At 75.6% G+C, this 25416-nt stretch carries 24 protein-coding genes; 19 read left to right on the top strand and 5 right to left on the bottom strand.

The features are described from left to right. Nucleotides 1–88: 88 nt before the first annotated feature. Nucleotides 89–1906 carry a long-chain fatty acid--CoA ligase gene (locus J3P29_RS16670; RefSeq protein WP_349239880.1) on the top strand — a complete coding sequence of 606 codons (1818 nt, stop codon included), beginning with the start codon at nt 89–91 and terminating at the stop codon, nt 1904–1906. On the opposite strand, the gene J3P29_RS16675 is transcribed toward J3P29_RS16670, so the two are convergent. Continuing rightward, nucleotides 1894–2952: a fatty acid desaturase gene (locus J3P29_RS16675; RefSeq protein ID WP_210495304.1), complete on the bottom strand. Its 1059-nt coding sequence runs from the start codon at nt 2950–2952 to the stop codon at nt 1894–1896. The genes J3P29_RS16670 and J3P29_RS16675 overlap by 13 nt on opposite strands. A gap of 243 nt (nt 2953–3195) precedes the next feature. Here J3P29_RS16675 and J3P29_RS16680 point away from each other — a divergent pair, with 243 nt between their 5' ends. From J3P29_RS16680 to J3P29_RS16705, 6 genes are all read left to right on the top strand, one after another. Continuing rightward, on the top strand, nt 3196–3459 hold the full coding sequence (locus J3P29_RS16680) for a hypothetical protein (RefSeq protein WP_210495305.1): 264 nt from the start codon (nt 3196–3198) through the stop codon (nt 3457–3459). A 57-nt stretch (nt 3460–3516) separates the two neighbouring features. Next, nucleotides 3517–4077 (top strand): RNA polymerase sigma factor, encoded by a 561-nt coding sequence (locus J3P29_RS16685; protein ID WP_210495307.1) that lies wholly within the window; start codon nt 3517–3519, stop codon nt 4075–4077. Then, nucleotides 4074–5306 carry a hypothetical protein gene (locus J3P29_RS16690; protein ID WP_210495308.1) on the top strand — a complete coding sequence of 411 codons (1233 nt, stop codon included), beginning with the start codon at nt 4074–4076 and terminating at the stop codon, nt 5304–5306. Before J3P29_RS16685 ends, J3P29_RS16690 begins: the two co-directional genes overlap by 4 nt. Further along, entirely contained in the window at nt 5303–6607 is a 1305-nt protein-coding gene (locus J3P29_RS16695; protein ID WP_210495309.1) for a hypothetical protein, read from the top strand. Before J3P29_RS16690 ends, J3P29_RS16695 begins: the two co-directional genes overlap by 4 nt. A 79-nt stretch (nt 6608–6686) precedes the next feature. Then, nucleotides 6687–6968 carry a hypothetical protein gene (locus tag J3P29_RS16700; RefSeq protein WP_210495311.1) on the top strand — a complete coding sequence of 94 codons (282 nt, stop codon included), beginning with the start codon at nt 6687–6689 and terminating at the stop codon, nt 6966–6968. Beyond that, on the top strand, nt 6965–8953 hold the full coding sequence (locus tag J3P29_RS16705) for a glycosyltransferase (RefSeq protein WP_210495312.1): 1989 nt from the start codon (nt 6965–6967) through the stop codon (nt 8951–8953). Before J3P29_RS16700 ends, J3P29_RS16705 begins: the two co-directional genes overlap by 4 nt. Before the next feature lie 94 nt (nt 8954–9047). Here the strand turns inward: J3P29_RS16705 and J3P29_RS16710 are convergent, their stop codons facing one another. Then, nucleotides 9048–9572: a DNA starvation/stationary phase protection protein gene (locus J3P29_RS16710; RefSeq protein ID WP_210495314.1), complete on the bottom strand. Its 525-nt coding sequence runs from the start codon at nt 9570–9572 to the stop codon at nt 9048–9050. A gap of 227 nt (nt 9573–9799) precedes the next feature. Between J3P29_RS16710 and J3P29_RS16715 the strand changes: the two genes are divergently transcribed. The 6 genes from J3P29_RS16715 to J3P29_RS16740 all read left to right on the top strand — a co-directional run bounded on the left by J3P29_RS16715 (nt 9800) and on the right by J3P29_RS16740 (nt 14829). Beyond that, nucleotides 9800–10990, top strand: a complete 1191-nt coding sequence (locus J3P29_RS16715; RefSeq protein ID WP_210495315.1) for a P1 family peptidase — start codon at nt 9800–9802, stop codon at nt 10988–10990. 121 nt (nt 10991–11111) lie between these two features. Next, nucleotides 11112–11900 carry a sugar phosphate isomerase/epimerase gene (locus J3P29_RS16720; protein ID WP_210495316.1) on the top strand — a complete coding sequence of 263 codons (789 nt, stop codon included), beginning with the start codon at nt 11112–11114 and terminating at the stop codon, nt 11898–11900. After that, the gene (locus J3P29_RS16725) at nt 11897–13069 is read left to right on the top strand and encodes a Gfo/Idh/MocA family oxidoreductase (RefSeq protein ID WP_210495317.1); all 1173 of its coding nucleotides are present in this window, start codon (nt 11897–11899) and stop codon (nt 13067–13069) included. Before J3P29_RS16720 ends, J3P29_RS16725 begins: the two co-directional genes overlap by 4 nt. Further along, nucleotides 13066–13830, top strand: coding sequence for an MBL fold metallo-hydrolase (locus J3P29_RS16730; RefSeq protein ID WP_210495319.1), 765 nt, complete (start codon nt 13066–13068; stop codon nt 13828–13830). The genes J3P29_RS16725 and J3P29_RS16730 overlap by 4 nt, the downstream gene beginning before the upstream one ends. Continuing rightward, the gene (locus tag J3P29_RS16735; RefSeq protein ID WP_210495320.1) at nt 13827–14216 is read left to right on the top strand and encodes a hypothetical protein; all 390 of its coding nucleotides are present in this window, start codon (nt 13827–13829) and stop codon (nt 14214–14216) included. The genes J3P29_RS16730 and J3P29_RS16735 overlap by 4 nt, the downstream gene beginning before the upstream one ends. Then, on the top strand, nt 14209–14829 hold the full coding sequence (locus J3P29_RS16740) for a 4-carboxy-4-hydroxy-2-oxoadipate aldolase/oxaloacetate decarboxylase (protein ID WP_210495322.1): 621 nt from the start codon (nt 14209–14211) through the stop codon (nt 14827–14829). The genes J3P29_RS16735 and J3P29_RS16740 overlap by 8 nt, the downstream gene beginning before the upstream one ends. A gap of 53 nt (nt 14830–14882) precedes the next feature. Here J3P29_RS16740 and J3P29_RS16745 read toward each other — a convergent pair whose 3' ends face one another. Further along, on the bottom strand, nt 14883–15878 hold the full coding sequence (locus J3P29_RS16745) for a LacI family DNA-binding transcriptional regulator (RefSeq protein ID WP_210495325.1): 996 nt from the start codon (nt 15876–15878) through the stop codon (nt 14883–14885). Between the two features lie 244 nt (nt 15879–16122). Here J3P29_RS16745 and J3P29_RS16750 point away from each other — a divergent pair, with 244 nt between their 5' ends. Genes J3P29_RS16750 through J3P29_RS16765 form a run of 4 tightly spaced genes read left to right on the top strand, consistent with a single transcriptional unit; the run spans nt 16123 to nt 20076 of the window. Beyond that, nucleotides 16123–17247 carry a spermidine/putrescine ABC transporter substrate-binding protein gene (locus J3P29_RS16750; protein WP_210495326.1) on the top strand — a complete coding sequence of 375 codons (1125 nt, stop codon included), beginning with the start codon at nt 16123–16125 and terminating at the stop codon, nt 17245–17247. Nucleotides 17248–17258: 11 nt separating this feature from the next. Then, nucleotides 17259–18386: an ABC transporter ATP-binding protein gene (locus J3P29_RS16755; RefSeq protein WP_210495328.1), complete on the top strand. Its 1128-nt coding sequence runs from the start codon at nt 17259–17261 to the stop codon at nt 18384–18386. Then, a complete protein-coding gene (locus tag J3P29_RS16760; RefSeq protein ID WP_210495329.1) occupies nt 18383–19297 on the top strand; it encodes an ABC transporter permease in 915 nt (304 codons plus the stop codon). Before J3P29_RS16755 ends, J3P29_RS16760 begins: the two co-directional genes overlap by 4 nt. Further along, entirely contained in the window at nt 19294–20076 is a 783-nt protein-coding gene (locus tag J3P29_RS16765; protein ID WP_210495330.1) for an ABC transporter permease, read from the top strand. Before J3P29_RS16760 ends, J3P29_RS16765 begins: the two co-directional genes overlap by 4 nt. Nucleotides 20077–20182: 106 nt before the next feature. On the opposite strand, the gene J3P29_RS16770 is transcribed toward J3P29_RS16765, so the two are convergent. Together J3P29_RS16770 and J3P29_RS16775 are read right to left on the bottom strand one after the other, a co-directional pair. Further along, a complete protein-coding gene (locus J3P29_RS16770) occupies nt 20183–21532 on the bottom strand; it encodes a solute carrier family 23 protein (protein ID WP_210495331.1) in 1350 nt (449 codons plus the stop codon). A 180-nt stretch (nt 21533–21712) separates the two neighbouring features. After that, on the bottom strand, nt 21713–23911 hold the full coding sequence (locus tag J3P29_RS16775; protein ID WP_210495333.1) for an MMPL family transporter: 2199 nt from the start codon (nt 23909–23911) through the stop codon (nt 21713–21715). Between the two features lie 113 nt (nt 23912–24024). On the opposite strand from J3P29_RS16775, the gene J3P29_RS16780 reads away from it, so the two are divergent. Both J3P29_RS16780 and J3P29_RS16785 read left to right on the top strand, forming a co-directional pair. Beyond that, complete coding sequence (locus J3P29_RS16780; protein WP_210495334.1) at nt 24025–24627, top strand: TetR/AcrR family transcriptional regulator; 603 nt, start codon at nt 24025–24027, stop codon at nt 24625–24627. A gap of 51 nt (nt 24628–24678) precedes the next feature. Continuing rightward, entirely contained in the window at nt 24679–25353 is a 675-nt protein-coding gene (locus J3P29_RS16785; protein WP_210495336.1) for a pentapeptide repeat-containing protein, read from the top strand. Nucleotides 25354–25416 lie beyond the last annotated feature (63 nt).

The raw sequence follows: 25416 nt of genomic DNA on the forward strand, positions 1-25416 counted from the left end.
TTCGCACACGCGCTGGCGGGCAGGCGCTATGGTCGCGGGACTCTGGTTGGCCGTCCAGCCAGGCCCGTCGATCGCCCGAGGAGCACCCGTGAGCAGTCAGGCCACCCCGTACGTCGCCGGCCCGCCGACGCCGGCGGACCGCCCGCCGACGATCGTCGCCGCGTTCGCCCGCGCGGTGCAGGCCCGGGGCGACGCGCCGTTCCTGCTCGACGAGGCGGGGCAGACGGTGCACAGCTGGAGCGGGGCCCACGAGCGCACCGCCCGCCTGGCCGGCGCGCTCCACGGGCTCGGCGTCCGCCACGGCGACACCGTCGGGCTGCTGCTGCACAACCGGCCCGAGTTCCACGTGCTCGACCTGGCGGCGGTCCGCCTGGGCGCCGTGCCCGTCTCGCTCTACCAGACGCTGCCGCCCGAGCAGATCGCGTACGTGATCCAGGACGCGGGCCTGCGGCTCGTCATGACGGAGCAGGCGCTGCTGCCCGGCCTGCTGCGGGCGGCGGAGGGGCTGGCCGACCCGCCGCGGATCGTCGTCGTCGACGGCGAGGCGCCCGCGGGCGGCATGACGCTGGACGCGCTCGAGGCGTCCGCGCCGGAGGGCTTCGACGTCGCGCCGCACGAGGACGCGGTGACCGAGGACGACCTGATCACCCTGATCTACACGTCCGGCACCACGGGGCCGCCGAAGGGCGTCGAGCTGACCCACCGGGCGATCGTGGCGGCGATGAGCGGCATCGTGCAGGAGCTGGGCCTGGAGCCGGGCGGCCGCGTGATCTCGTGGCTGCCGACCGCGCACATCGCCGAGCGCGGGGCCAACCTGTACATCCCGCTCCTGCAGCAGCTCGAGATCGCGGCCCTGCCGGATCCCAAGCGGATCGCGCAGGCGCTGCCCGTGCTGCGGCCGACGTACTTCTTCGCGGTGCCGCGGGTGTGGGAGAAGTTCGTCGCGGGCATCGAGGCGAAGCTCGGCGCGCTGCCGGACGAGGCGCGGGGGATGGCGCAGGCGGCGATGGGCGCGGCCGTGCGCGCGGTGCGGCTGCGGCAGGCCGGCGACCCGGTGCCCGACGAGCTCGCGGCCGCGGTCGCGCAGGCCGAGGAGCGGCTGTTCGCGCCGATGCGCGCGGCGCTCGGCCTGGACCGGGCGCAGGCCCTCGGCGTGGGTGCGGCCCCCGTCCCGCTCGAGACCCTGGAGACGCTGCACGCCATCGGCCTGGAGGTCGGCGAGATCTGGGGCATGACCGAGGCGTGCGCGTGCGGCGCGATGAACCGCCCGGGCCGCGCGAAGCTCGGCACCGTCGGTCCGCCGCTGCCGGGCGTCGAGCTGCGGCTGGCCGAGGACGGCGAGGTCGAGCTGCGCGGCTCGATGCTGATGGAGCGCTACCGCAACCGGCCGGACGCGACGGCCGAGGTGCTGCGCGACGACGGGTGGTACGCCACGGGCGACGTCGGCACGTTCGACGACGACGGGTTCCTGCGGATCGTGGACCGCAAGAAGGAGCTGATCATCAACGCGGCGGGCAAGAACATGTCGCCGGCGAACATCGAGGCGACGCTGAAGGCCGCGCACGGCCTGATCGGCCAGGTCTGCGTCTTCGGCGACCGGCGCCCCTACAACGTCGCGCTCGTCGTCCTCGACCCCGACGTGGCCCCGGTCTGGGCGGCGGCGCACGGGATCGCGGCGACCGACCCCGCGGCGCTCGCGGAGGAGCCCGCGGTGCGCGAGGCCGTCGCGGCGGCGATCGAGGAGGCGAACGCGCGCCTGTCCCGCGTCGAGCAGGTCAAGCGCTTCGAGCTGTTGCGCCACGACTGGCTGCCGGGCGGCGACGAGCTGACGCCGACGATGAAGCTGAAGCGGAAGCCGATCGCCGCGAAGTACGCGGCGACCGTCGACGCGCTCTACGCCGGCTGAGCGGCGGCCGCGGGCGCCTGGGCGGCCTCGCGCCAGGTCACCAGGCGCCCGCGCACCGGGCACCACAGCTTCAGGCGCATGGACCGGATGCCGTCGCGGACGGTCAGCACCGGCACGCCGTGGAAGACGGCCAGGTCGTCGTGCGCCGCCTGCAGGCGGTAGTTCGGGATCCGGGCGCTCAGGTGGTGCACGTGGTGCAGCCCGATGTTGCCCGTGAACCACTGCAGCGGCTGCGGCAGGCGCAGGTACGAGCTGCCCTGCAGCGCGGCGTCGGCGTAGTCCCACTCGCCGGTGTTCTCCCAGTACGCGTCCTCGAACTGGTGCTGCACGTAGAAGAGCCACACGCCGGCGCCGCCGGCCAGCCACACGAGCGGCATCTGGACGAGCAGGAACTCCTGCCAGCCCATGAGCACGCACAGGACGGCGACCTTCGCGACGAGGACGAGGTTCGTCGCGATGATGCTGCGGCGGATGCGGGGGCGCTGGCCCTTCCGCCAGATCCGCGGCTCGATGACGAGCGCGACGATCGGGCCCAGGCCGAGCATGACGATCGGGTTGCGCGTCAGGCGGTAGACCGTCCGGGCGCCCCACGACGCGTTGCGGTACTCCTCCACCGTCATCGTCGGCACGTCGCCCTCGCCGCGGCGGTCCAGGTCGCCGGCGGTCGCGTGATGCACCGCGTGGCTGTGGCGCCACGCCGAGAACGGCGTGTAGACCAGGAGCGCCGCGGCCACGCCCAGCACATGGTTGCCGCGCTTGCTCGGCAGGAAGTTGCCGTGCGCGCAGTCGTGGAAGACGATGTAGGTGCGCAGCAGGAAGCCGGCGGTGGGGATCGCGGCGAGCAGCGTCAGCCAGTACGAGACGTCGAGCAGCAGGTACATCCCCACGAACCCGAGCACGTACGGGACGATCGACGTGAGGACGTCGAGGACGCTGCGGCGCACGTCGGGCTGCGCGTACGGCGCGACCGCCGCCTTCCAGTCGTGCTTGGGCGGGCGAGACGCGGCGGCGCGGCTCGCCGGCGGCGGGCTGCTCAGGGTGTGCATGTCGCGGGAACTCCGGGTCGGGCTCGGGCCCCTGCGACGACGATCGAGGCAGGTAGCTGTCCGCGCAGTGTGGCGGGTCCGGCGCCGTCGCGTCGAGGTTTTCGCCGGCGAGCGGTCACACGCGGGGCGCCTCGCCCGTACTACAGGCATGCGTCCCGTCGTCCCGTCCCTGCGCGCCGGCGTCCCGGCCGCGCGCCCCCGTCCCGCCCTCGGTCGCGCGCGACGCGGCCCGGAGGCCTGACCGTGCGCTTCCACGCGCCGGACGGGCGCGTCCTGCAGGTCGAGCGGATCGGCGGCCTGCACACGTACGCCGCGCGGGTCGAGCGCGGCCCGTGGACCGCGCTCGGCGGCCTGCGCACCGTGGCCCTCGAGGCGCTCGGGGCGCAGACCGATGCCGCGTGGCTCGACCGGATGGAGGCGTACGTCACGGCCGGCGAGTCGCTGCCTCGCGCGCTGACCGCCGCGGACCACGCGGCGGACGGCGCGGCGCTGGCCGCGGGCGCCTGAGCGGGCCGGGCGCGGGCGGTCCGGTCACACGGGCGGCGGGGTCCGCGTAGTACTCACGTGCCACCCGACCGCCGCACCGACGAGGAGCTCCTCGCGGCCTCACGGACCGAGCCCGAGGCGTTCGGCGTCCTGTACCGCCGCCACGTGCGGCCGCTGCTGGCGTACCTCGTGCGGCGGACGGGCCGCCCCGAGCTTGCGGCCGACATCTGCGCCGAGACGTTCGCGACGGTCCTCGAGCGCCTCGACGCGTACGACGAGGCGCGCGGCCACGTGCGCGGCTGGCTCTTCTCCATCGCGAGCAACGCGCTCGTCGACGCGGTGCGGCGCGGGCAGGTCGAGGACCGGGCCCGTCGGCGCCTCGGCATCCTGCCGCGCGCGCTGACCGACGACGACCTGGCGCGCATCGACGACCTGCTCTCGCACGAGGGCGACGACGTCGCGGCGCTCGTGGAGGGGCTGCCCGAGGAGCAGCGGGAGGCGCTGGTGGCCCGGGTGGTGCAGGAGCGCGACTACGGCGAGATCGCGGCGACGCTCGCGGTGTCGGAGGCGGTCGTGCGGCAGCGGGTCAGCCGCGGGCTCCGCGTGCTGCGGGGACAGCTGAGGGGAGCGGGGCGATGAGCGACTTCATCGACGGGCTCGAGCGCGACCTGGTGGCGGCGGCCCGGCGGCGCGCCGAGGGGCGACTGCCGGCGGCGTCCCGTCGGCGGGGCGGACCGTGGGGGCCGTGGTCCCTGCGCACCGTCGTCGCCGCGGTGGCCCTGACGGGGGCGACGGCCGCGGCGGCGGGCGCCGGCACCCTGTACGCGCTGCGCGGCAGCGTCATCCCGGCGCCGGACGCGGCCGACGTGCCGCGCGAGCAGACGCCCGTGCCCGGCAGCGGCCGGGTCGCGTCCCTGCGCGTGGCCGATCCCGCGGGCGACGCGCCGCCGTGGACCCTGCGGATCGCCCGCAGCGACACGGGCTACCTGTGCAGCACGGTCGGCCAGGTGCAGGACGGCGACTTCGGCATCGTCGGCCTGGACCGGCGCTTCCGCCCGCTGGCCGACGGCATCGCCGACTCGTGCGGGCAGGAGCAGCGCGGCACGGCCAGCCTGCTCGGCGCCCGGGTCTTCGACGGCCGGACGCCGCGCGAGGTGCGGACGGTCGTCAACGGGGTCGCCGGCCGGGACCTCCGCCGGGTCGACGTGGAGACCGCGGGCGGCACGACGCGGGCGGCCGTCGACCCGCAGGCCGGCGCGTTCGCGGCCGTGCTCCGGGGCTACCCCGAGGACCTGGGGCTGCGGGTGCGCCTGCGGTTCGCCGACGGCCGCACGCAGCGCGAGGACCTGGGCTGGGATCCGACGCTCGTGCTGGACCCCGAGGGCGGACGGGCGTGGCGGGCGCAGGGGACGAGCTTCTCGGACGACGGGCGGAGCTGCGCGTCGTTCTCCTGGGCCCGCCAAGACCCCCGAGCGCCGCGCAGCCCGGTGGTCTGCGGCGCCCTGCGCGCTGCGAACGACCACCCGTACGGCGTCGCCTTCGCGGTGCGCCGCCTGGCGGGCCGGCGCCCGGTCCCCGGTCCGTTCGGGTGGAGCTCGAGCTGGCGGGGCGCGCCGGCGCGCACCGCGGTCTGGGGCTCCGCGGGCGAGGACGTGCGGCGCGTGACGGTGCTGCGCCCCGGGGCGCCCCCGCAGCCGGCCCTCCAGCGGCGCGCGTGGAACATCCTGGCGGTCCTCCCCGGGGACGTCGATCCTGCCGACCTGCGCGTGCGGGTCGAGCTGCGCGACGGTCGGACGCGCACGTACCGCGGCGACACCAACCTCGTGCGGCACCCGGTGCCGCTCCCGATCCACGGAGGTCGCAAGTGACCGCTCCCGCCCGCCGGCCGCTGGTGCGGCTGCTCCTCGTGGCGCTGCTCGTCGGCGTCGTCGCCGGCGGCCTGGCCGCGCTGCTGCTGCCCGCCACCCGCGCCGCGGACCGCGCGACCGGCGCCGCGCAGCGCGCCGCCCGGCCGGGCGCCGTGCTGCGGACGGCGGCCGCGCGCCCCGAGCCGCGCGAGCCCGGACGCCTGCTGCTGCGGGTCCACGGCACCCCGCGGATCGAGGCCCGAGCGGCGGATCCGCTCGGCGGTCCCGACTGGGCGGTCCGCGTGTTCCGCGCTGACCGCACCTTCCACGACCCCCGGCGGCACGGCCGGCTGGTGACCATCGGGACGAGCCGCTGCGTGCAGCTCGGGCGTCTCCACCGGGGGCGGTTCGGCTGGCTCGACGGAGCCGGCACGTTCCGGCCGGTCCGCCCGAGCCTGTTCGCGGCACCCGCGTGGTGCGGCTCGCGGCGCCCCGACCTGCGGGGCGACCCGCACGTCGATGCGCTGACCGCGATCACCGGCATCGACGACGAGCGTCCGCGCCTGGGCGCCACCGTGCTGTGGGGGCTCGTCGGCCCGGCGGCGCGCGACGTGCGGACGAGCATCGGCGGCCGGGAGGAACGCGGCGCGGCCGGCGGACCCGACGGCGCCATCCTGCGGGTCGCCCGACCCGCCGCGGCGCGTCGCGGGATCGCCGTGTCCCTCCGCTACCCCGGCGACCGCGCGGCGCGGACGCGCGTCGTCCGTCGGCGGTCCGTCCCGGCGCGCATCGGCGTCCGGGCGCCGGCTCCCGGCGGGGGCGTGCCCTTCGCGCTGCCGACGGTCCGGGGCCCGCGGGGCTGGTGCGTCGGGCCGGTCGGACGGGTCGTCGAGGGCCGCGTCGGCCGGATCACCTTCGGGCTCGGCACGTTCGCGGAGACGACCGCCGCCGAGGTGCGCCGGATGGATCGGGGCTGCGCCCGCCGACCGCCGCGGCTGACCCGGCGCATGCCGGCGGTCGTCCACTCGGGCGGCGGGGACATGGGCGGCGAGCCGGACGACGTCGTCGGCGAGCGCGAGCCGGACCACGTCACCCGCCGCACCCTGCCGGGGCTGACGTACTTCGGCGGCCGCGTGCGCGACGACGTCGTCGCCATCACCCTGAAGACGCCGCGCGACATCCGCACGGTGCGACCGACCGGGCCGGCCCACGCGTTCCTCGCCGTCGTCGACGGCACGTTCGCGAGCGGCCGCAGCCGCACGATCTACCGGTTCGCCGACGGCACGACCCGCGTGGACGGGTTCGGGCTCGGGATGTTCTGAGCCCGTCGCGGCGGCGCATCCCCGGCGGCCCGACCGGGTAGGCAGCGGGCGACCCCGTTCCCCGACCCGGAGGCGACCCATGTCCGGCAGCACCTCGAAGACGACGACGGATCACGACGAGATCAGGCGCTGGGTGGAGGAGCACGACGGCAAGCCCGCCACCGTCAAGGCGACGGAGGAGGGCGGCGAGCCGGGCGTGCTGCGCATCGACTTCCCCGGGGGCGACAGCGACCGGCTCGAGCGGATCTCCTGGGAGGACTTCTTCGCGAAGTTCGAGGAGGAGGGCCTGGCGCTGCTCTACCAGGAGCAGAAGGCCGACGGCAGCGACTCCACGTTCGCGAAGTTCGTGTCGCGCTCGTGACGGACGCGACGACCCTGCCGGAGACCGCCCCGGCGGAGCCGGTCGCCGTTCCCGACGCGGCCCGCGCCGACGGCCCGCCCCGGGCGGGCCGGTCCGCGGCCGCCGATCCGCGGGCCGGGGCGGCGCCCGCCGCCGGCGGACGCGCCGCCACCGACGTCACCGTCGTCATCGCCACCCGCGGCCGCGCCGCGCGCCTGGACGCGACGCTCACCGCGCTGCGCGACGCCTCGCCCGGCGTGGCGGTCATCGTCTGCGACGACGCCTCCGCGGACGACGAGACCGCGCGCGTGGCCCGGCGTCACGACGGCGTCACCCTCGTCCGCCTGCGCCACAACGCCGGCGCCGCCGCGCGCAACGCCGGGGCGCGCGAGGCCCGCACGCCGCTCGTGGCGTTCTGCGACGACGACTCGTGGTTCCTGCCCGGCGCGCTCGACCGGGCCGCGGAGCACTTCGCCGCCGACCCGCGGCTGGCGCTGCTGAACGGCCGCATCCTCGTCGGCGACGACCAACGCCTGGATCCCGTCTGCGACCTGATGGCGCGCAGCCCGCTCGGCCGCGCCCCCGCCGGGCCCGAGATCCTCGGCTTCCTCGCGTGCGCCGCCGTCGTGCGGCGGGACGCCTTCCTGGCCGTCGGCGGCTTCCCGCGCCGCTACGGGATCGGCGGCGAGGAGGCGCCCGTCGCGATCGACCTGGCCGCGGCGGGCTGGCGCGGCGCGTACGCCGCGGACGTCCTGGCCCGGCACCTCCCCGACGCCGCCCGGCACCCTGGGCCGCGGCGGGCCCGAACCACCCGCAACGACCTGTGGACGACGTGGCGTCGCCGACCCGTGGGCACCGCCCTGCGCGCGACCGTGGGCGTCGCGCGCCAGGCCCGGCGCGACGAGCACGTCCGCGACGGGCTGCGCCAGGCGGTCGCCGGCCTGCCGTGGGCGCTCGCCACCCGCCGCGCGCCGTCGGCGGCCCTCGAGTCGCGGCTGCGCGACCTCGACGCCCAGAACGCGGCGCGCTCGCCCGCGGGCCTGCCGCCGCTGCCGCCGCACGAGCTGCGGGCGGGGCGTCCCGTGCGGCCGGGCGAGCGCACCACCGTCGTCATCGCCGCGCGCAACGGCTGGCACCAGCTGGAGCGGACGCTGGCGGAGCTCGCCGCCCTGCCGGAGCGGCCGCCGGTGATCGTCGTGGACGACGCGTCGCAGGACGGCACGGCGGCGCACGTCCAGGCGGCGCACCCCGACGTGACGGTCGTGCGGCTCCGGGAGCGCCGCGGACCGGTCGCCCGCAACGCCGGCGTCCGGCTGGCCCGCACCCCGTACGTCGCGTTCGCGGACGCGGACTCGTGGTGGGCGCCCGGCACGCTCGACGCGGCCGCCGACCTGTTCGACGCCCATCCCGAGCTGGGGCTCGTGACCGCCCGGATCCTCGTGGGGGAGGACGGGCGGGTCGACCCGATCTCGGACGAGATGGCGGCGAGCCCGCTGCCGTGGGACCCCGAGCTTCCGGGACACCCGCTCGTGTCGTTCATGGGCGGCGCCTCGGCCGTGCGCCGGCGCGCGTTCGTCGACGTCGGCGGCTTCGAGGAGCGGCTCGTCGTCGGCGGCGAGGAGGAGCTCGTCGGCACCGAGCTGGTCACCGCCGGGTGGGCGATGCGCTACGTCCCCGAGCTCGTCGTGCACCACCACCCCGAGGGCGAGCGCCGCGGCGAGGTGCGCGCCCTGGGGCTGCGCAACGCGCTGTGGTTCCTGTGGCGGCGGCGGCCGTGGCCCACGGCGCTGTCGTGGAGCGCGCACCTGGTCCGCGCGTCGGGGCCGCGGACGGAGACGGCGCGCGGCGTGGCGCTGGCGCTGCGCGGCCTGCCGTGGGCGCTCGCCACGCGGCGGCGGCCCGCGCCGTGGACGGAGCGGGGCATGCACGCGATCGAGCGCCAGCGCCGCGGCTCGCGCGCCCGCGACTACGGCGCGTACCCCGAGGTGCCCGCGGTCCTGGACTGACCGGCCGGCCCGCCCGCGCACCGCGGCGCCGGACCGGGACGGCCGCCCGCGCCGGGCGGGGCGGCGGCGCCCGTCGGGGCGCCGCCAGCGCCGGCTACTCGTGGACCGGGCGCGGCTCGGTCTTCTCGGCCACGCGGTTCTCCGCGCCGACCATCCAGGCGAACTGCTCCAGCTTCTCCAGGAAGGAGTGGAACAGGTCGGCCGTCGTCGGGTCCGCCTCGTCCACGGCGTCGTGGACCTCGCGGATCGTGCCGCACACCGCGTAGAGGCGCTCGACGATCAGGTCGACCGTCTCGGACGTGTCGACCTCGCCCGACGGGAACGCCGGCAGCGACGACTGCTCGGCGACGGCCGCGGCCCGGCCGTCCGGCGTGACGTAGAGCGCGCGCATCCGCTCGGCCAGGTCGTCCGAGAAGGTGCGGGCGGCCTCGATGATCTCGTCGAGCTGCAGGTGCAGGTCGCGGAAGTTGCGGCCCACCACGTTCCAGTGCGCCTGCTTGCCCTGGATGTGCAGGTCGATCAGGTCGACGTGCACGCGCTGGAGCCGGCCCGCCAGCTCCTCCGAGGCGCGGAAGGCGGGCTTGGGGCCGGCGAGGCGGGAGGAGGAGGTGTCGGTCATGCGGTGCCCTTCGGTCGGTTGGGGGACGGTCCCCCTGCGGGTACCCGGCGGCGGCGTTCCGCATCCCGGCCGGGGAGGACCCGGGGGCCGTCCTCCCGCGGGGGCGGCCGCGAGCGCCGGCCGGGCCCCCGGCCTGCGCCGCGGTCGCCGGCGCGCGGGCGACGAGGGCTGGCCCGCAGACGGGTTCGCTGGTACGCTCGCGCTGCAATCGATTACAGGCCTGTCCGATGACCCCCTCGCAGCCCTCGGCGCCGACCCCGGCGCCCTCTCCCCCGAGCGTCGTCCCCGCGGCGTGGACGCACACGCCGTCGGGGGCCGTCCGCCCCCGCGGGCTCCGCCTGCCCCTCGACGGTCGTCCCGGCCCGCACGACGCGATCACCGACGTGCCCGGCCTCGAGGTCGGCTACGCGACCCTGATCGAGGGCGACGACGTCCGCACGGGCGTCACGGCGATCCATCCGCGCGGCCGCGACGCGCCGGGCGACCCGTGCGCCGCCGGCGTCGCGGTGCTCAACGGCAACGGCGAGATGACCGGCGCCGCGTGGGTCGACGAGTCCGGCACCTGCGCCGGGCCGATCACGATCACCAACAGCCACGCCGTCGGGGTGGCGCACCGCGCGACGATCGAGTGGACCGCCGAGCGCTTCCCGGCCCTCGCGGAGCGCTGGCTGCTGCCCGTGGCCGCCGAGACGTGGGACGGCCGCGTCAACGACATCAACGGCCGCCACGTCACGCCCGAGGTCGTCCGCGCGGCGCTCGACGGCGCGCGGGGCGGGCGGCTGGAGGCGGGGTCCGTCGGCGGCGGCACCGGCATGGTCTGCTACGGCTTCAAGGGCGGCTCCGGCTCGGCGTCGCGCGTCGTGACGACGGGCGACCGCGAGCACGTCGTCGGCGTCTTCGTGCAGGCCAACTTCGGCGCGTCGCCCGAGCTGGTCGTCGCCGGCGTGCCCGTCGGCCGGCACCTGCAGGACGTCGCCGCGGACCGCGACCCCGACGGGCCGCCGCCCGGCGCCGGCTCGGTCATCGTCGTCGTCGCCACCGACGCGCCGCTGCTGCCCGGGCAGTGCCGGGCCCTGGCGCGGCGCGCCGCGCTCGGGCTGGCCCGCACCGGAACGTCGGGATCGCACTACTCCGGCGACCTCTTCCTCGCCTGCTCGACGGCCAACCCGGGGGCGTTCGGGTTCGACCCCGTCACGAGCGGGACGCCGGAGCTCGGGCGGCTCGACTTCCTGCCGTGGGGCGCGGTCGACCCGTTCTACGAGGCCGTCGTCCAGGCGACGGAGGAGGCGACGCTCGACGCGCTGATCGCCAACCGCGACCTCGTCGGCCGCGAGGGCCGCCTGTGGCCGGCCCTGCCGCACGACCGGCTCGTCGCCCTGCTCGCCGCCCGCGGCGTCCCGGCGGGGGCCGCCCGGTGACGCCCGCCCCGCGGCGGCCGGGCCACGCCGCCGCGCCGTCCGGCCGGCCGCCCCGCGGCCGCCGCGCCGCCGGCCCCCGACCGTCTTGCACCCACCCGCACCGCCCGAAGGAGGGCTCCCCATGCGCCTCGCGCTGACCACCGTGCTGTACGCCCCGGGCGAGCTGCCCGCGGCCCTCGACGACCTGCGGGCCGCGGGCGGCCAGGGCCTGGAGCTGCAGCCGCACCACACCCACCGCCTGCTCGACGGGACGGACGATCCCGGGGCGCTCGTCGACGCGGCCGCCGCCGCCGGCGTCGGCGTCGCGGCCGTCATGTGCGGGTTCCTGCACGACGAGGCGTCCCTGGACGCCCACCGGCGCACCGCCACGCTCGCCGCGCGCCTGGGCGCCGACGTCATCCCGATCCTGCCGCCTCCGCCGGGCCGCGGCACGCTGGCCGAGCTGGCCGGCCTGCTCGACGCGCTCGCCGCCGACGCCGGCCCGCTGGGCGTGCGGCTCGCGGTCCACCACCACGCGGCGACGATCGTGGAGGGCCCCGCCCAGATCGACGAGCTGCTCGGCCTGGTCGCCCCCGAGGTCGCCGGGCTCTGCTTCGACACCGCGCACTACGCCCTGTACGCCGACGACGAGGCCGACGCGGCCCGGCGCTACGCGGCGCGCACGACCCACGTCCACGTGAAGGACCTGGTCCGGCGCCGGGCCGACCTGGGGTACGTGCCCGACGGCCGCACCGGCGCCCGCGCGTTCCGGCTGCCCGGGGACGGCGTCCTCGACGTCCTCCCGGCCGTCCGCGCGCTGCACGAGGAGGGCTACGCCGGCTGGGCGGCCCTCGAGATCGAGAACTTCCTTCGGCCCCGCGACGTCTCGGCGTCCCTGGGCCTCGAGCGCACGAGAGGTGCACTGGCATGAGCAACGCCCCCATCCGCGTCGGCCTGATCGGCGCCGGCTTCGCCGCGTGGGACCTGAAGGTCCCCTCCTACGCCGCCCTCGACGGCGTCGAGATCGTCGCCGTCGCGGATCCGTCGCCCGACGCCCGCGAGCGGGCCCAGCGCGAGCTCGGGATCCCCGCCGAGCGCTGCTACGCCGACCCGCTCGAGCTCGTCGCGGCCGGCGGCGTCGACATGGTCGACGTCTCGACCCCGCACCACACGCACTGCGAGATCCTCGTCGCCGCCGCGGACGCCGGGATCCCGATCGCCTGCGACAAGCCGCTCGCGATGAACCTGCGCGAGGCCGACCTGATCATCGGCGCGGCGGAGCGCACGGGCACCCCGATCGGGATGCTGCAGAACTTCCGCTGGTTCCCGTCCCACGCGCGCGTCACCGAGCTGGTCGGCGAGGGCGCCATCGGCACCCCGACGTTCGCGTCGGTCAACGCGATCGGCGTCTTCGCCCCGGACGTCGGCGGCGAGAACGCGACGAGCTGGCGCCTGCGCTCGGCGCTCGCGGGCGGCGGCATCCTCATCGACTACGGCATCCACGTCATCTACCTGGCGCGCGCGTACCTGGGCGGCGCGCCGTTCACGAAGGTCACGGCGCACATCGACCGCATGGTCGTGCGCGCCGGCGACGTCGAGGACCACGCGACGCTGCTGCTGGAGACGGCGTCCGGCGCGTACGCGTCCGTCAGCCTGACGTGGGGCGGGGGCTCGACCGGCAACGCCACGGTCTTCGGCACCGAGGGCGCGCTGAAGGTCGTCCACGAGGGCGGGCTGAACGCGCCGCACAACGCGGCCTCCGCCGTCGCGCTGACGCAGGGCCGGATGGAGCAGCGCCTGGACCCGCTGACGTGGGAGGTCCTGCCGCTGGACTGGTACTACCGCGGCGCGATCGCGTCGTTCGTCGCGCGCCTGCGGGGCACGGACGACACGGGCCCGACCGTCGACGACGGCCGCGCCGACCTCGAGGTCGTGCTCGCGGCGTACCGCTCCGCGGCGACGGGCGAGCCGGTCACCCTGCCGCTGTCGGCCGCCGACCCGGTCTACCAGCACGGCGCCGCGGGCCTGCGGGCTCTCGACCTGCCGGAGGACAGCGTCGTGCTCCGGCACGACCTCTTCCGCGGCGAGGCCGACGCATGAGGCTCGCGCCGCGCCTGCACCTGGTCGGCTCGGAGCAGTTCGGCCTGTCGCACCGCTTCGACTGCAACATCTTCCTGGTCGACGCCGGCGGCCCGCTCGTGCTGGTCGACGCCGGCCGGGGGCTCGACGTCGACGCGATCGAGCGCAACGTCCAGGCCGACGGCCTCGATCCGGCGCGCATCGCGGCGGTGCTCGTCACCCACTCGCACGACGGGCACACCGCCGGCCTGAAGGCGTTCCGCGAGCGCTGGGGCTGCGAGATCTGGATGCCGCGCGTCGCCGCGCCGATCGTCGCCCAGGGCACCGACCCGGGGATCCCGTTCAACGTCGGCCTGGGCATGTACCCCGAAGGCTGGACGTTCCCGTGCGTCGAGCCCGACCACCTCGTCGACGACGGCGACGAGATCGTGGTCGGCGACGCCACCTTCCGGGCGATCGTCGTGGAGGGCCACACGCCCGACTCGACCTGCTTCCTGTGGGAGCACGAGGGGCGGCGGACGCTCTTCACCGGCGACGTCGTCTTCCACGCCGGCCGGATCGGGCTCGTCAACCTGCCGGCGTCGAACCTGGACGACTACCGCCGGGACCTGCCGAAGCTCGGCGGCCTGGGCGTCGACGCGCTCTGCCCCGGGCACGGCGTCTTCACCGTCGCGCGCGGGCAGTGGCACGTCGACCAGGCGATCGAGCGCCTGACGTCGCGCGCGGCGCTGCCGCCGTCGTTCTACGAGACGCTCGAGTTCGTCGAGGAGACGACCCCGTGATGCGGCTCGTCAACGTCGCGGCGAAGGTCGCGGACGTCGACGCGGCCGCCGCGACGCTGGCGGCCCTGCCCGGGCTGGGGCCGGTGCGGGAGCACGCGCTCGGCGGCGACGACCGCTTCGCCGAGGTGACGCTGGGCGACGCGCGGCTGAACCTGTTCGCCCGCGCGCTGCACGACGCGGACCGGCCGGAGCCCACGCCCCCGGGCCTGCTGCACCTGAGCTTCGCCGTCGACGACCTGGACGCGCACCTCGACGGGGGCTGGCGGGCCCTGCTCGTCGGCGACGTGCGGACGATCTCGGGGACGTTCGGCGTGCGGCGGATCGCGTTCTTCGAGCCGCTGCCGGGCGTCTGCGTCGAGCTGATGGAGGACCGGTCCGGTGCGTGAGCCGGTCCCGACCGCGCTGCCGGACGGCATCGGCGCGGCCACGCTCTACGAGGCGGCCGGCCGCCGCGGCGCGCTCGACCCCGCCGTCCGCCGCCGCGTGGGCGTCGCGCTCGCCGGCCCGGCCCTGCCGGTGGCCTGCGCCGCCGGCGACAACCTGGCGGTGCACCGCGCCGTCGCCGTCGCCGCGCCCGGCGAGGTGCTCGTCGTGGCGGGCGCCGGCGTCGCCGTCGGCTACCTGGGCGACGTGCTCGCGGTCGCGGCGCAGGCCCGCGGCGTGGCGGGGGCCGTCGTGGACGGCGGCGTCCGCGACCTGCGCGAGATCGACGAGCTGGGCTTCGGCCTGTGGGCCCGCCACGTGGCGATGGCCGGCGCGACGAAGCGCACGCCCGGCGCGGTGGGGGAGCCCGTCGTCTGCGGCGGCGTGCTCGTGCGCCGGGGCGACTGGGTCGTCGCGGACGAGGACGGCGTGGCCGTCGTGCCTCGCGACGACGTGCCGGCCGTGCTCGACGCCGCCCGTCGGCGGCAGGAGGCCGAGGAGCGGATGAAGCGCGAGCTGCTCGGCGGGGCGCTGACCCTGGACCTGCTCGGCCTGCGCGCCGACGCCGAGGCCTGACGGGCGCCGCCGGCTCCGCGGCCGGCCGGAGCCCGCCGCGCGCCGTCGCCGGCTCAGCGCCCGGCCGGCGGCGGCGCGCACGACCCGCGCACCGTCAGCCGCCCGGCCAGCCGGCAGTCGACCGGGCCGACGGCGGCCTTCGGGTCGCTGCCCATCCGCCCGAGCAGCGTCTGGGCCGTGACCATCCCCATCTGCTCGAGCGGCGCGGCGAAGGTCGTCACCGCGGGCCGGCAGCTGCGGTACCAGTCGGGGTCGTCCGCGCCGACGAGGGACAGCTCCTCCGGCAGCGCGATCCCGCGGTCGGCCGCCGTCTGCAGCGCGCCGGACACGAGCTGGTTGCCGGCGGCGAAGACGGCCGTGGGCGGCGTCTCCTGGTCGAGCAGCCGCTCCATCGCCGTGCGCCCCCACTCGTGCGCGTACTCGCCGTAGAGGACCTGCACCTCCAGGCCGGCGTCGGCCGCCGCGGCCGCGAACCCGCCGGCGCGGTCGCGCGTGGTGCTGAACCGCTCGGGCCCGGCGATCACCGCCAGCCGCCGGTGCCCCAGCCCGAGCACGTGACGGGCGAGCTCGCCGGCGCCGCGCTCCTCGTCGGAGACCACCGTGTCGCAGTGGCGCACCCGGCTGTGGCGCAGGAACTCGACGACGGGCGGCGCGTCGCGGGCGGTCCGCAGGTACGGGGCGGCGCCGTCGTCGGTGCACGGCACGTGGACGATCCCCTCCACCCGGTGCTGCAACATGGTGGAGACGTAGTCGCGATCGACCTCGGGCCGGTCGCCGCTGACGCCGAGGATCAGCCGGTAGCCGTGGTCGGTCAGCACGTCCTGGAGCACCGAGGTCGCGACGGCGAAGAAGTCCGAGCGCACGTCCGGGACGATCAGGCCGACGAGCCGGCTGTGCTCCTGACGGAGGGCGCGGGCGAGCACGTTGGGCTGGTAGCCCATGCGGGCGGCGCCCTCGACGACCTTGCGGCGCGTCTCCTCGCTCACGTGCGGGTGCCCGTTCAGCGCGCGGGAGACGGTGGCGGTCGAGACCCCCAGCTCGCGCGCCATGTCCTGCACGGTCGGCCGCCCGGGACGTGGCGGAGGGTCTGGTGACACGCTCATTCCTGAAACGTTACAGGTCTTCGGGGAGGCCTGAACGGTGTTTCGACAGGTGGAGCGCCGCCGACCGGGCGAATTGGCCGAAAATATGCCCCGCGAGCGAGCCGCAACGCTATGTTATCGATTACAGGAGGGCGGACGGAGCGTGTCGCCCGATCGAAACGGGAGAAGAGCAGTGACCAACGCATCGGGCATGGATCGCCGGCGGTTCCTGGCGCGCCTCGGGGGGACCGCGATCGCGGCAGGCCTGGGCACGCAGGCGCTCGCCGCCTGCGGCGGATCGTCGTCCGCCGGGGGTGCGGGCGGCGTGGGCGGCACCCTCAACACGCTGGCCTGGAACACGTACGTCAACCCGACGGTCACCGCGGCGTTCCGCCGCGCGAAGGGCGTCACCGTCAAGAACGCCAGCCTCGCGACGAACGAGGAGATCTTCGCGCGGATGAAGGCGGGCGGGGTCGGCAAGACCGACCTCATGACGCCGAACATCGCGTACGTCGAGCAGCTCGTCGCGGCGGGCCTGCTCGAACCGCTCGACACGAGCAAGCTGCCCAACCTGGCCGGCCTGCTGCCCGCGATGACGCGCGCGATGAAGACGAGCGGGTCGGTCGGCGGCAAGGCCTACGCCGTCCCGGTCGCGTGGGGCTACGACGCCATGGTCTACAACGCCACCCGCATGAAGCGCGCGCCGACGTCCTGGAAGGACCTGCTGCGGCCGGAGCTGAAGGGCCGCGTCCTCCTGCCCGACGGCCCGATCACGACCTTCGAGATCTGGCCGCGCGTGCTCGGGTACGACATGGCGACGCTGACGAAGCAGCAGCTCGACGAGACGACCGAGTTCGTCATCAAGCTGAAGAAGACGCAGGTCCGCACGATCAGCGGCGACTCCGAGGACATGGCGACGCTGCTGGCGCGCGGGGACGTGTGGGTCACCGGCGCGGGGACGTGGTTCGGCCTGCCCGGGCTCGTCGCGCAGAAGGGCGGCGACGAGGCGCGCTCGATCATCCCGAAGGAGGGGGCGGCGACGTGGGTCGACACCTACGTCATGGGCAAGGACGCGCCCAACCGCGACACCGCCTACGCCTTCCTGAACGACCTGCTCGATCCGACCCGGCAGGTCGAGCTCGTCAAGGTGTCCGCCAGCGGCACGGTGAGCGCCGACGCGGTCCAGAAGGTGCCGAAGGCCAACCGCGACCTGTACGGGTACAAGGGCGACATCGGCTCGGGCAACGCGCCGCTGAACGTCTTCCCGCCGCTGGACAAGGGCTACACGACGCCGACGGACTGGAACGACGCGTGGGCGCGGATCGCGGCGGCGTGATGGCGACCTCGATGCAGGACGCACCCCCGCGGACCCCGCCGTCGGTCGAGGGGCCCGACGACGCGGTGGTCGTCGAGGGCATCCGCAAGAGCTTCGGGGGCGCCCCCGCGCTCGACGGCTGCACGCTCCACGTGGCCCGGGGATCCTTCACCTCGCTGCTCGGCCCGTCCGGCTGCGGCAAGACGACGCTGCTGCGCATCATCGGCGGCTTCGAGCACGCCGACGCCGGCAGCGTCCGGATCCACGGCGAGACCGTCGATGGCCTGCCCCCGAACAAGCGCAACGTCAACACCGTCTTCCAGAGCTACGCCCTGTTCCCGCACCAGAGCGTGTTCGAGAACGTCGCCTTCCCGCTCGTCGTCGCACGCGTGCCGAAGGCGGAGCGGGCGGAGCGGGTGCGCGAGGCGCTCGCGCTCGTCCGGCTCGAGGGCGCCGAGGACCGCGCGGTGACGAAGCTCTCCGGCGGCCAGAGCCAGCGCGTCGCGCTGGCCCGCGCCATCGTGGGGCGCCCCGAGGTGCTGCTGCTCGACGAGCCGCTCGCGGCGCTGGACCTGAAGCTGCGCAAGACGATGCAGCTCGAGCTGCGCCGCATCCAGGAGCAGCTCGGCACGACGTTCATCTACGTCACGCACGACCAGGAGGAGGCGCTGACGATGTCGGACCGCATCGTGCTGATGCACGGCGGGCACATCGTGCAGGGCGGGTCGCCCGAGGACGTGTACGACCGGCCGAACAGCGTCTTCGTGTCCGACTTCGTGGGCGAGGTCAACCACGTCGAGGGCCGGCTCGATCCCGGATCCGGGGAGCGGGCCGTGGTCGAGACGGCCGCGGGGCGCGTGGTCGTGCGCCGGCCGGGCCCCGAGATCGCCGCGGGGCCGGTCGTCCTGTCGCTCCGGCCCGAGCGGATCGCGCTGCGGACCGCCCCGGTCGAGTCCGCCGAGAACGGCCTGCCCGGCGTGCTCGAGCGCCGGGTCTTCCTCGGCAACCGCGTGCGCTGCCTCGTGCGCGTCGCGGGCGACACCGTGCTGACCGTCGAGCTCGACCGCGTGGCGGCCGCCGCGGTGACGGAGGGCGCCGACGTCGTCGCCTGCTTCGCCGCGCGCGACGTCACCGTGCTGCCCGGGGATCGGCCCGCATGAGCGCGCCGTCCGCCGCCCCGCCCGCCACGCGCGCGCGGCCCGAGCGCTCGCCCGCCGGCGCCGCCCGGTGGCGCTCGCGCCTGCTGCTCGGGCTCCAGCTCGGGCCAGCGAGCGCGTTCGTCGTCGTCTTCCTGATCGTCCCCTTCGCGGTCCTCTTCCTGTACTCGTTCTGGCGTCTGCGGGCGTACGAGGTCGTGGCGGAGTGGAACCTCGACAGCTACAAGCGGGTCGTCACGGAGGACGCCTACCGGCGGCTCCTGCTCAACACGCTGAAGATCGCGATGGGGGCGTCCGTCCTGGCCACCGTCATCGCGTTCGCCTTCGCCCACGCCCTGCGGTTCCGGCTGAGCCGCTGGCAGGAGCCGCTGCTGTTCTGCGTCGTCGTCGCCCTCTTCTCGGGCTACCTCGTGCGCATCTACGCGTGGCGGACGATCCTGGGCGAGCGCGGCGTCATCAACGAGAGCCTCGCGCGGCTCGGTCTGATCGACGAGCCGCTGTCGTTCCTGCTGTTCAACCGCGGCGCGGCGATCGTCGTCCTCGCCAACTTCCTCGTCCCGATCGCGATCCTGCCGATCTACGGCGCGATGCAGAACATCCGCGACCGCGAGATCGAGGCCGCCCGCGACCTGGGCTGCGGCACGTGGACGACGTTCCGGCGGGTCACCCTGCCGCTGGCCTGGCCCGGCGTCTTCTTCGCCTGGGCGCTCACGTTCCTCACCGCGACGGGCGACTACCTCGTCCCGCAGCTGATCGGCGGGGCCAACGGCACCATGCTCGGCGTCATCGTCACCGACACGCTGAACGCGGACTTCAACCTGCCCCGCGGCTCGGCCCTCGCCTTCACCGCGCTGGTCGTGACGCTGTCGATCATCGCCCTGGTGCGCTGGGTCGGCGGGAAGGTGCTCCGATGAGGCGCGGCACCGTCGGGTCCTGGATCCTCGTGGGCGCGATCCTGGCGTTCCTGTTCCTGCCCATCGCGATCGTCGTGCTCTTCTCGTTCAACGCGGGCACGTCGACGGCGCCGCCGTTCGAGGGCTTCAGCCTGCGCTGGTACCAGGAGATCTTCTCCCAGCCCGAGTACACCGGCGCGCTGCGCAACAGCGCGATCGCGGCGGCCGTCACGGCGACGCTCGCGGTGGTCATCGGGACGACCGCGTCCTACGCGCTGATGCGGCTGGCGCCGCGGGTGGCGGCGGCGTTCGCGGCGCTCTTCTCGCTGCCGCTCCTCGTCCCCGGCCTGTTCATCGCCGTGGCGCTGCTGTCGTTCTTCAGCCGGGCGAAGATCGACATGTCGCTGGGCACGGTCATCGTGGGGCACCTGCTCATCACCCTGCCGCTCGTCGTCGGCGTGATGAGCGCGCGGCTGTCGCGGCTGGACGTGTCCATGCTCGAGGCGGCGCGCGACCTGGGGGCGGGCGGGATCGAGACGTTCTTCCGCGTCCTGCTGCCGCTGCTCGCCCCGGTCGTGGTGGGCGTGACGCTCCTGGCCCTGGCGTGGTCGGCCGACGAGTTCATCATCAGCCTCTACGTCAACGGCGGCGACCAGACGGTGCCCGTCGTGATCTTCGGCAGCCTCCGCACGGGCCTGGACTCGAAGGTCAACGCGCTGGCGAGCACCATCCTCGCCACCACGGTCGCCGCCACGGTGCTGGCGGGGCGGCTGATGTCGCTGAAGGACCTGGCGCGCTGAACGGCCGCCGGCGGGCGCGGCGTCCCGGGCCCGGCCCGCGGACGCCTCGTCCGCCGAGGGGCGCGGCCGGCCGCACCGGCCGCGCCGCCCCGGCCGGTGCGGCGCCCTACGCCCGGCGGGCGTCCGCTCCGGCGGCCTCGCCGTCCGGCAGCGGGGCGATCGCGTCGGCCGGCGCGACGGCGGGCAGGCCCTCCGTCGGCGGCACGTGGTCGCGGTGCTGCACGAGCCGCAGCACGCGGTAGGTGACGATCGCGGCGACGGTGCCCAGGGCGATGCCCGCGAAGGAGTAGTCGCCCCAGTTCAGCGTGTAGTTGCCGGCGCCGACGATGATCGCCACGGCGGCGGTGATCAGGTTGACCGGGTCGCGGAAGTCGACCTGCGCGTCGATCCACACGCGCGCGCCGAGGACGGCGATCAGACCGAAGAGGACGGTGACCGCGCCGCCGAGGACGCCGATCGGGATCGCGGCGATGATCGCCCCGAACTTCGGCAGCAGGCCCAGCGCGATCGCCGCCACGCCCGCGATGACGTACGCGAGCGTCGAGTACACGCGCGTCAGGCCCATCACGCCGATGTTCTCGCCGTACGTCGTCGTCGCCGAGCCGCCGAACAGGCCGGAGACCATCGTCGCGGCGCCGTCGCCCATGAACGACCGGCCGATGTCGCCGTCCATGTCGCGCTCGGTCATCGCCCCGACGGTCTTCACGTGCCCCGCGTTCTCGGCGAGCAGCACCAGCACCACGGCGGGGACGATCAGCAGGATCGCGCGCCACTGGAACTCCGGCGTCGCGAAGTCCGGCAGGCCCACCCACGCGGCGTCGTGCACGCCGGACCAGTCGACCTTGCCGAGGATCGCGGCGAAGACGTAGCCGACGACGACGCCCAGGAACACCGACAGGCTGGAGACGAAGCCGCGGAACGCGACGCCGATGACGACGATCGCCACCAGCGTGACGAGCGCGACCCCGGCCTGCTGGGTGAACTGGTCCTTCGCGGTCGGGGCCAGGTTCAGGCCGATGAGCGCGACGATCGAGCCCGTGACCGCCGGCGGCAGCAGCCACTCGAGCGGCTTCGTCCCGATCCGGTCGACGAGCAGGCCGATGAGGAACACCACCGCGCCGGCGACGAAGATGCCGCCGAGCGCGACGGGCAGGCCGCCGTCGGCCTTCGCCGCCACGACGGGAGCGATGAACGCGAAGCTCGACCCGGTGTAGGACGGCACCCGGTTGCGCGTCATCAGGACGAACAGCAGCGTCCCGATGCCCGAGAAGAAGATCGTCGTCGAGACGGGGAAGCCGGTCAGGACCGGCACGAGCGCGGTCGAGCCGAACATCGCCAGGACGTGCTGGACGCCCAGGCCCAGCATGTTCGGCGTCCGCAGCCGCTCGTCTGGTCGTACGACGCGGCCGGGCTCCACGCGGGTGCCGTCGCCGTGCAGCTTCCAGGTTCGGTCCAACAACGATCCCGCCATGGGGGTCCTTCCGTGCTCGATGGTCGGGGGAAGGGTGACGGGTGCGGGGGACGGACCCCCGGCCGGGCCGCGCCCGCGCGGACGGACGGACGGGTCGGGGATGCCGCCGGGGAGGGGGCGGACGAACGCCCGCGCCCCCCCCGCCCGGAGCGCGGGCGAGGGGCCTCAGTCGGCCGGGCTGCCCGCCGACGCCGCGGCCCTGCCGTCCCGCGGGTCGTGCCGGTCCAGCGTGGTGCCCTCGATGTCGATGTTCGGCAGCAGTCGGTCGAGCCAGCGCGGCAGCCACCACGCCTTCGTCCCCAGGAGCGCCATGAGCGCCGGGATCAGCGTCATGCGCACGAGGAACGCGTCCAGCAGGATGCCGAGCGCGAAGGCGAAGCCGATCGACTTGATGATCGGGTCGTCGGGCAGGATGAAGCCCGCGAAGACCGAGATCATGATCAGCGCGGCCGCGGTGACGACGCGCGCTCCGTGGCGGAAGCCGTCGCGCACCGCGTCCAGCGGCGCCTCGCCGTGCACGTAGTCCTCGCGCATGCGGGACACCAGGAACACCTGGTAGTCCATCGCCAGGCCGAAGACGATCCCGATGATCAGCACCGGCAGCAGGCTGATGATCGGGGCCTCGGTCGCGACGCCGAACAGGCTCGCCAGGAAGCCCTCCTGGAACACGGCGACGACCGCGCCGAACGACGCCAGGATGGTCAGCAGGAAGCCGCCGATCGCCGTGACCGGCACCAGGATCGAGCGGAACGCCAGCATCAGCAGCAGGAGCGCCAGGCCCACGACGACCACGAGGTACGGCGGCAGCGCGCTCGCCATCTTCTCGGACACGTCGATGTTCGCCGCGGTCTGGCCGGCGACGTAGATCCTCGCCCCCGTCTGGCGCTCGATCGCGCCGGCGTCGTCGCGGATCCCCGTGACGAGGTCCTCCGTCGCCTGCGAGGACGGCGAGCTGGTGGGCGTCAGCTGCACGATCGCGAAGTCCTTCTCGCGGTTGAGCCGCGCGGGCGTCACGGCGGCGACGTCCTCCATGCCCCCCAGCCGCGTCGCCATCGCCTTCGCGGCCTGCTGCGCGCGGTCCTGCGGCACGTCGGCGGCCACGATCAGCGGGCCGTTGAAGCCGGGGCCGAAGCCCGCGGTCAGCAGGTCGTACGCCTTGCGCTCCGTCGTGTCGGGGTTCGACGAGCCGTCGTCGGGCAGGCCCAGGCGCATGCCGGTCGCCGGGATCGCCAGGCCGAGCAGCACGACGACGACCGTCACGAGCGACGCGACGCGGTGGCGCATGACGAAGCCGATCCAGCGGGTGCCCATCGTGGGCTTCCGGTCCGGCGGCGCGAGCTGGACGCTGAAGTTCTTGCCCTTCGTGATCCGGTCGCCGGCCATCGCCATGACGGCGGGGACGAACGTCAGGCTGAGCAGCACGGCCACGGCGATGGTCAGCGCGGCGGCCAGGCCCATCTGGATCAGGAACGGGATGCCCGTCACGACGAGGGCGACGAGGGCGATGATCACCGTCGAGCCGGCGAAGACCACGGCGCTGCCGGCCGTGCCGACGGCGTGCGCGATCGACGCGTCCCGGTCCATCCCGTCGAAGACCTGCGTCCGGTGGCGGGAGAGGATGAACAGCGTGTAGTCCACGCCGACGGCCAGGCCGAGCATCGTCGCGAGCGTGATCGTCGTCGAGCCGACGTCGGTCACCCCGCTCGCCACGAGCACCGCGAGCGCACCGAAGCCGACGGCGATGAACGCGGTGATCAGCGGGGCGCCCGCCGCCAGTAGCGAGCCGAAGGTGACGCTCAGGACGATGAGCGCCATGACGACGCCGACCGCCTCGCCGATCGGCGGATCGCTCTCCGCGGCCGCCGCCGCGCCGCCGTACTCCACCTGCAGCCCGGCCCTCGCGGCGGGGCCGGTCGCGTGATCGATCGCGTCCGTCGTCGCGGCCTCGATCTCGCGCTCCTCGACGGCGAACTGCAGGCTCGAGTACGCGATCCGGCCGTCCTTCGACACCGCGCCGGTCGCGAACGGGTCGGACGCGGAGGCGACGTCGGGCGCGCCCCCGAGGGCCTTCACGGACGCCGCCACGGCGGCCTTCGCGGTCCCGTCCGTCAGCCGCTCGCCCTTCGGCGCGGCGAACACCACGCGGCCCGCGGCGGCGTCGGCGTTCGTGCCCGGCAGCTTCTGCTCGATCCGCTCGCTCGCCCGCTGCGACGCGGTGCCGGGGATCTTGAACTGGTCGGTGAACGGCTCGCGGACCGCCATCGCGAGCGCGCCGACGAGGACGAGCAGCAGCAGCCAGCCGCCGATCACGGCACGTCGGTGCCGCACGGAGAAGGCACCGATCCGGTGCAGGAAGTGAGCCATGGGAGCGAGGAGGGAGGGAGCAGGAGAAGCCACAAGGAAGCTGCGACCTTCCGCATTGTTGCATGACGTTGCGAGTTTTCAGCGGGATGCAGCGGCGCTGGTACGCTCGGCCGGTGGGGACCGAGATGAGCCGCCGCGAGCGCAACAGCCGCCGGACGCGCACCGCGATCATCCGCGCGGCCGCCGAGCTGACGATCGAGCACGGCTACGCCCACGCGACCATCGCGCGGATCGCGGAGCGGGCGGACGTCGCCCCGCGAACCGTGTCCGTGTGGTTCCCGGTGAAGGACGACATCCTCTTCACGGGGATGGCCGGGACGATCGAGCGGGCCACGCGCGCGCTCCGCGAGGGCGACGGGGACGTCGTCGACCGGATGTGGGCCTGGATGTTCGCGGAGGGCGAGTCGGGCGCGGTCGAGGGCGATCACGAGCTGCGGCTGCTGATGCTGCGCGCGGTCTTCGGCGACCCCGTCCTGCGCGCCCTCGAGACGCGGTTCTTCGCGCCGCTGCAGGACGCGCTGCGCGAGGCGGCCGCCGACAGCCTGGGCGTGTCGGCCGGCGCGCCGGGGCCGGCGGTGTTCGCGGCCGCGGCGATGGGCACGCTCCTCGACCTGCGGGCGCGCGTCGTCTCGGACGCCCCCGGTCCCGGTCCCGGCACGATGGACGCGGCCCGCGTCTTCCTGCGCGCCGGGCTGGACGCCGTCCGGCCCGGGTAGCAGCCGGCCCCGCCGCCCGCGGTCGCGCGCCCGGGTTGCGACGATCGCGCCATGGCCGCCCCGTCCGCCCACCTGCCCCGCGACCCCGACGCGCCGCGCGTGCCGGCCGACCTGCCGCCGCTGGAGCGCGACGCCGACGCGCCCCGCCACGACGAGCGCTACGCCGAGGCCACGCTGCCCTGGGGCGACGCGGCGGGAACCGAGGCGCGCGGCGTCACGATCGAGACGGCCCGCGGCGAGGGCGTCGACCTGACGGGCGCGCGGATGCCGATGCTCACGCTGCTCGACGTGGCGCTGCGCGGCGGCAGCCTGGCGAACGCCGACCTGCGCGGCGCGTCGCTGCGCCGCACCAGCCTGGACCGCCTGCGGCTGACGGGCCTGGCGCTCACCGACGCGTCGCTGCAGGACGTCGTGCTGCGCGAGTGCCGCGTGGACCTGGCGGCGCTCGCCGGCGCCCGCCTGCGGCGCGTCGTCTTCGCCGACTGCTCCCTCGCGGGCAGCGCCCTGCAGGACCTGCGGGCCGAGGACGTCGCGTTCGAGCGCTGCGACCTGACCGAGGTGGACCTGACCGGGGCGCGCTTCGTCCGCACCACCATGCGCGGCTGCACCCTGGACGGCATCCGCGACATCGAGCGGCTGCGGGGTGTGGGGATGGCGTGGTCGGACGTGCTCGCGGCCGCCGGCGCGTTCGCGGGCGCGATCGGCGTGCGCCTGCTCGACGACTGACGCTGTGGCCGCGCCCCACCGGCCCGTCGCGGGGCGGTGGGACGAGCACAGGCGCGGCCGCTC

Origin of the sequence: Patulibacter sp. SYSU D01012, assembly GCF_017916475.1 — a bacterium.
Lineage (GTDB): Bacteria > Actinomycetota > Thermoleophilia > Solirubrobacterales > Solirubrobacteraceae > Patulibacter.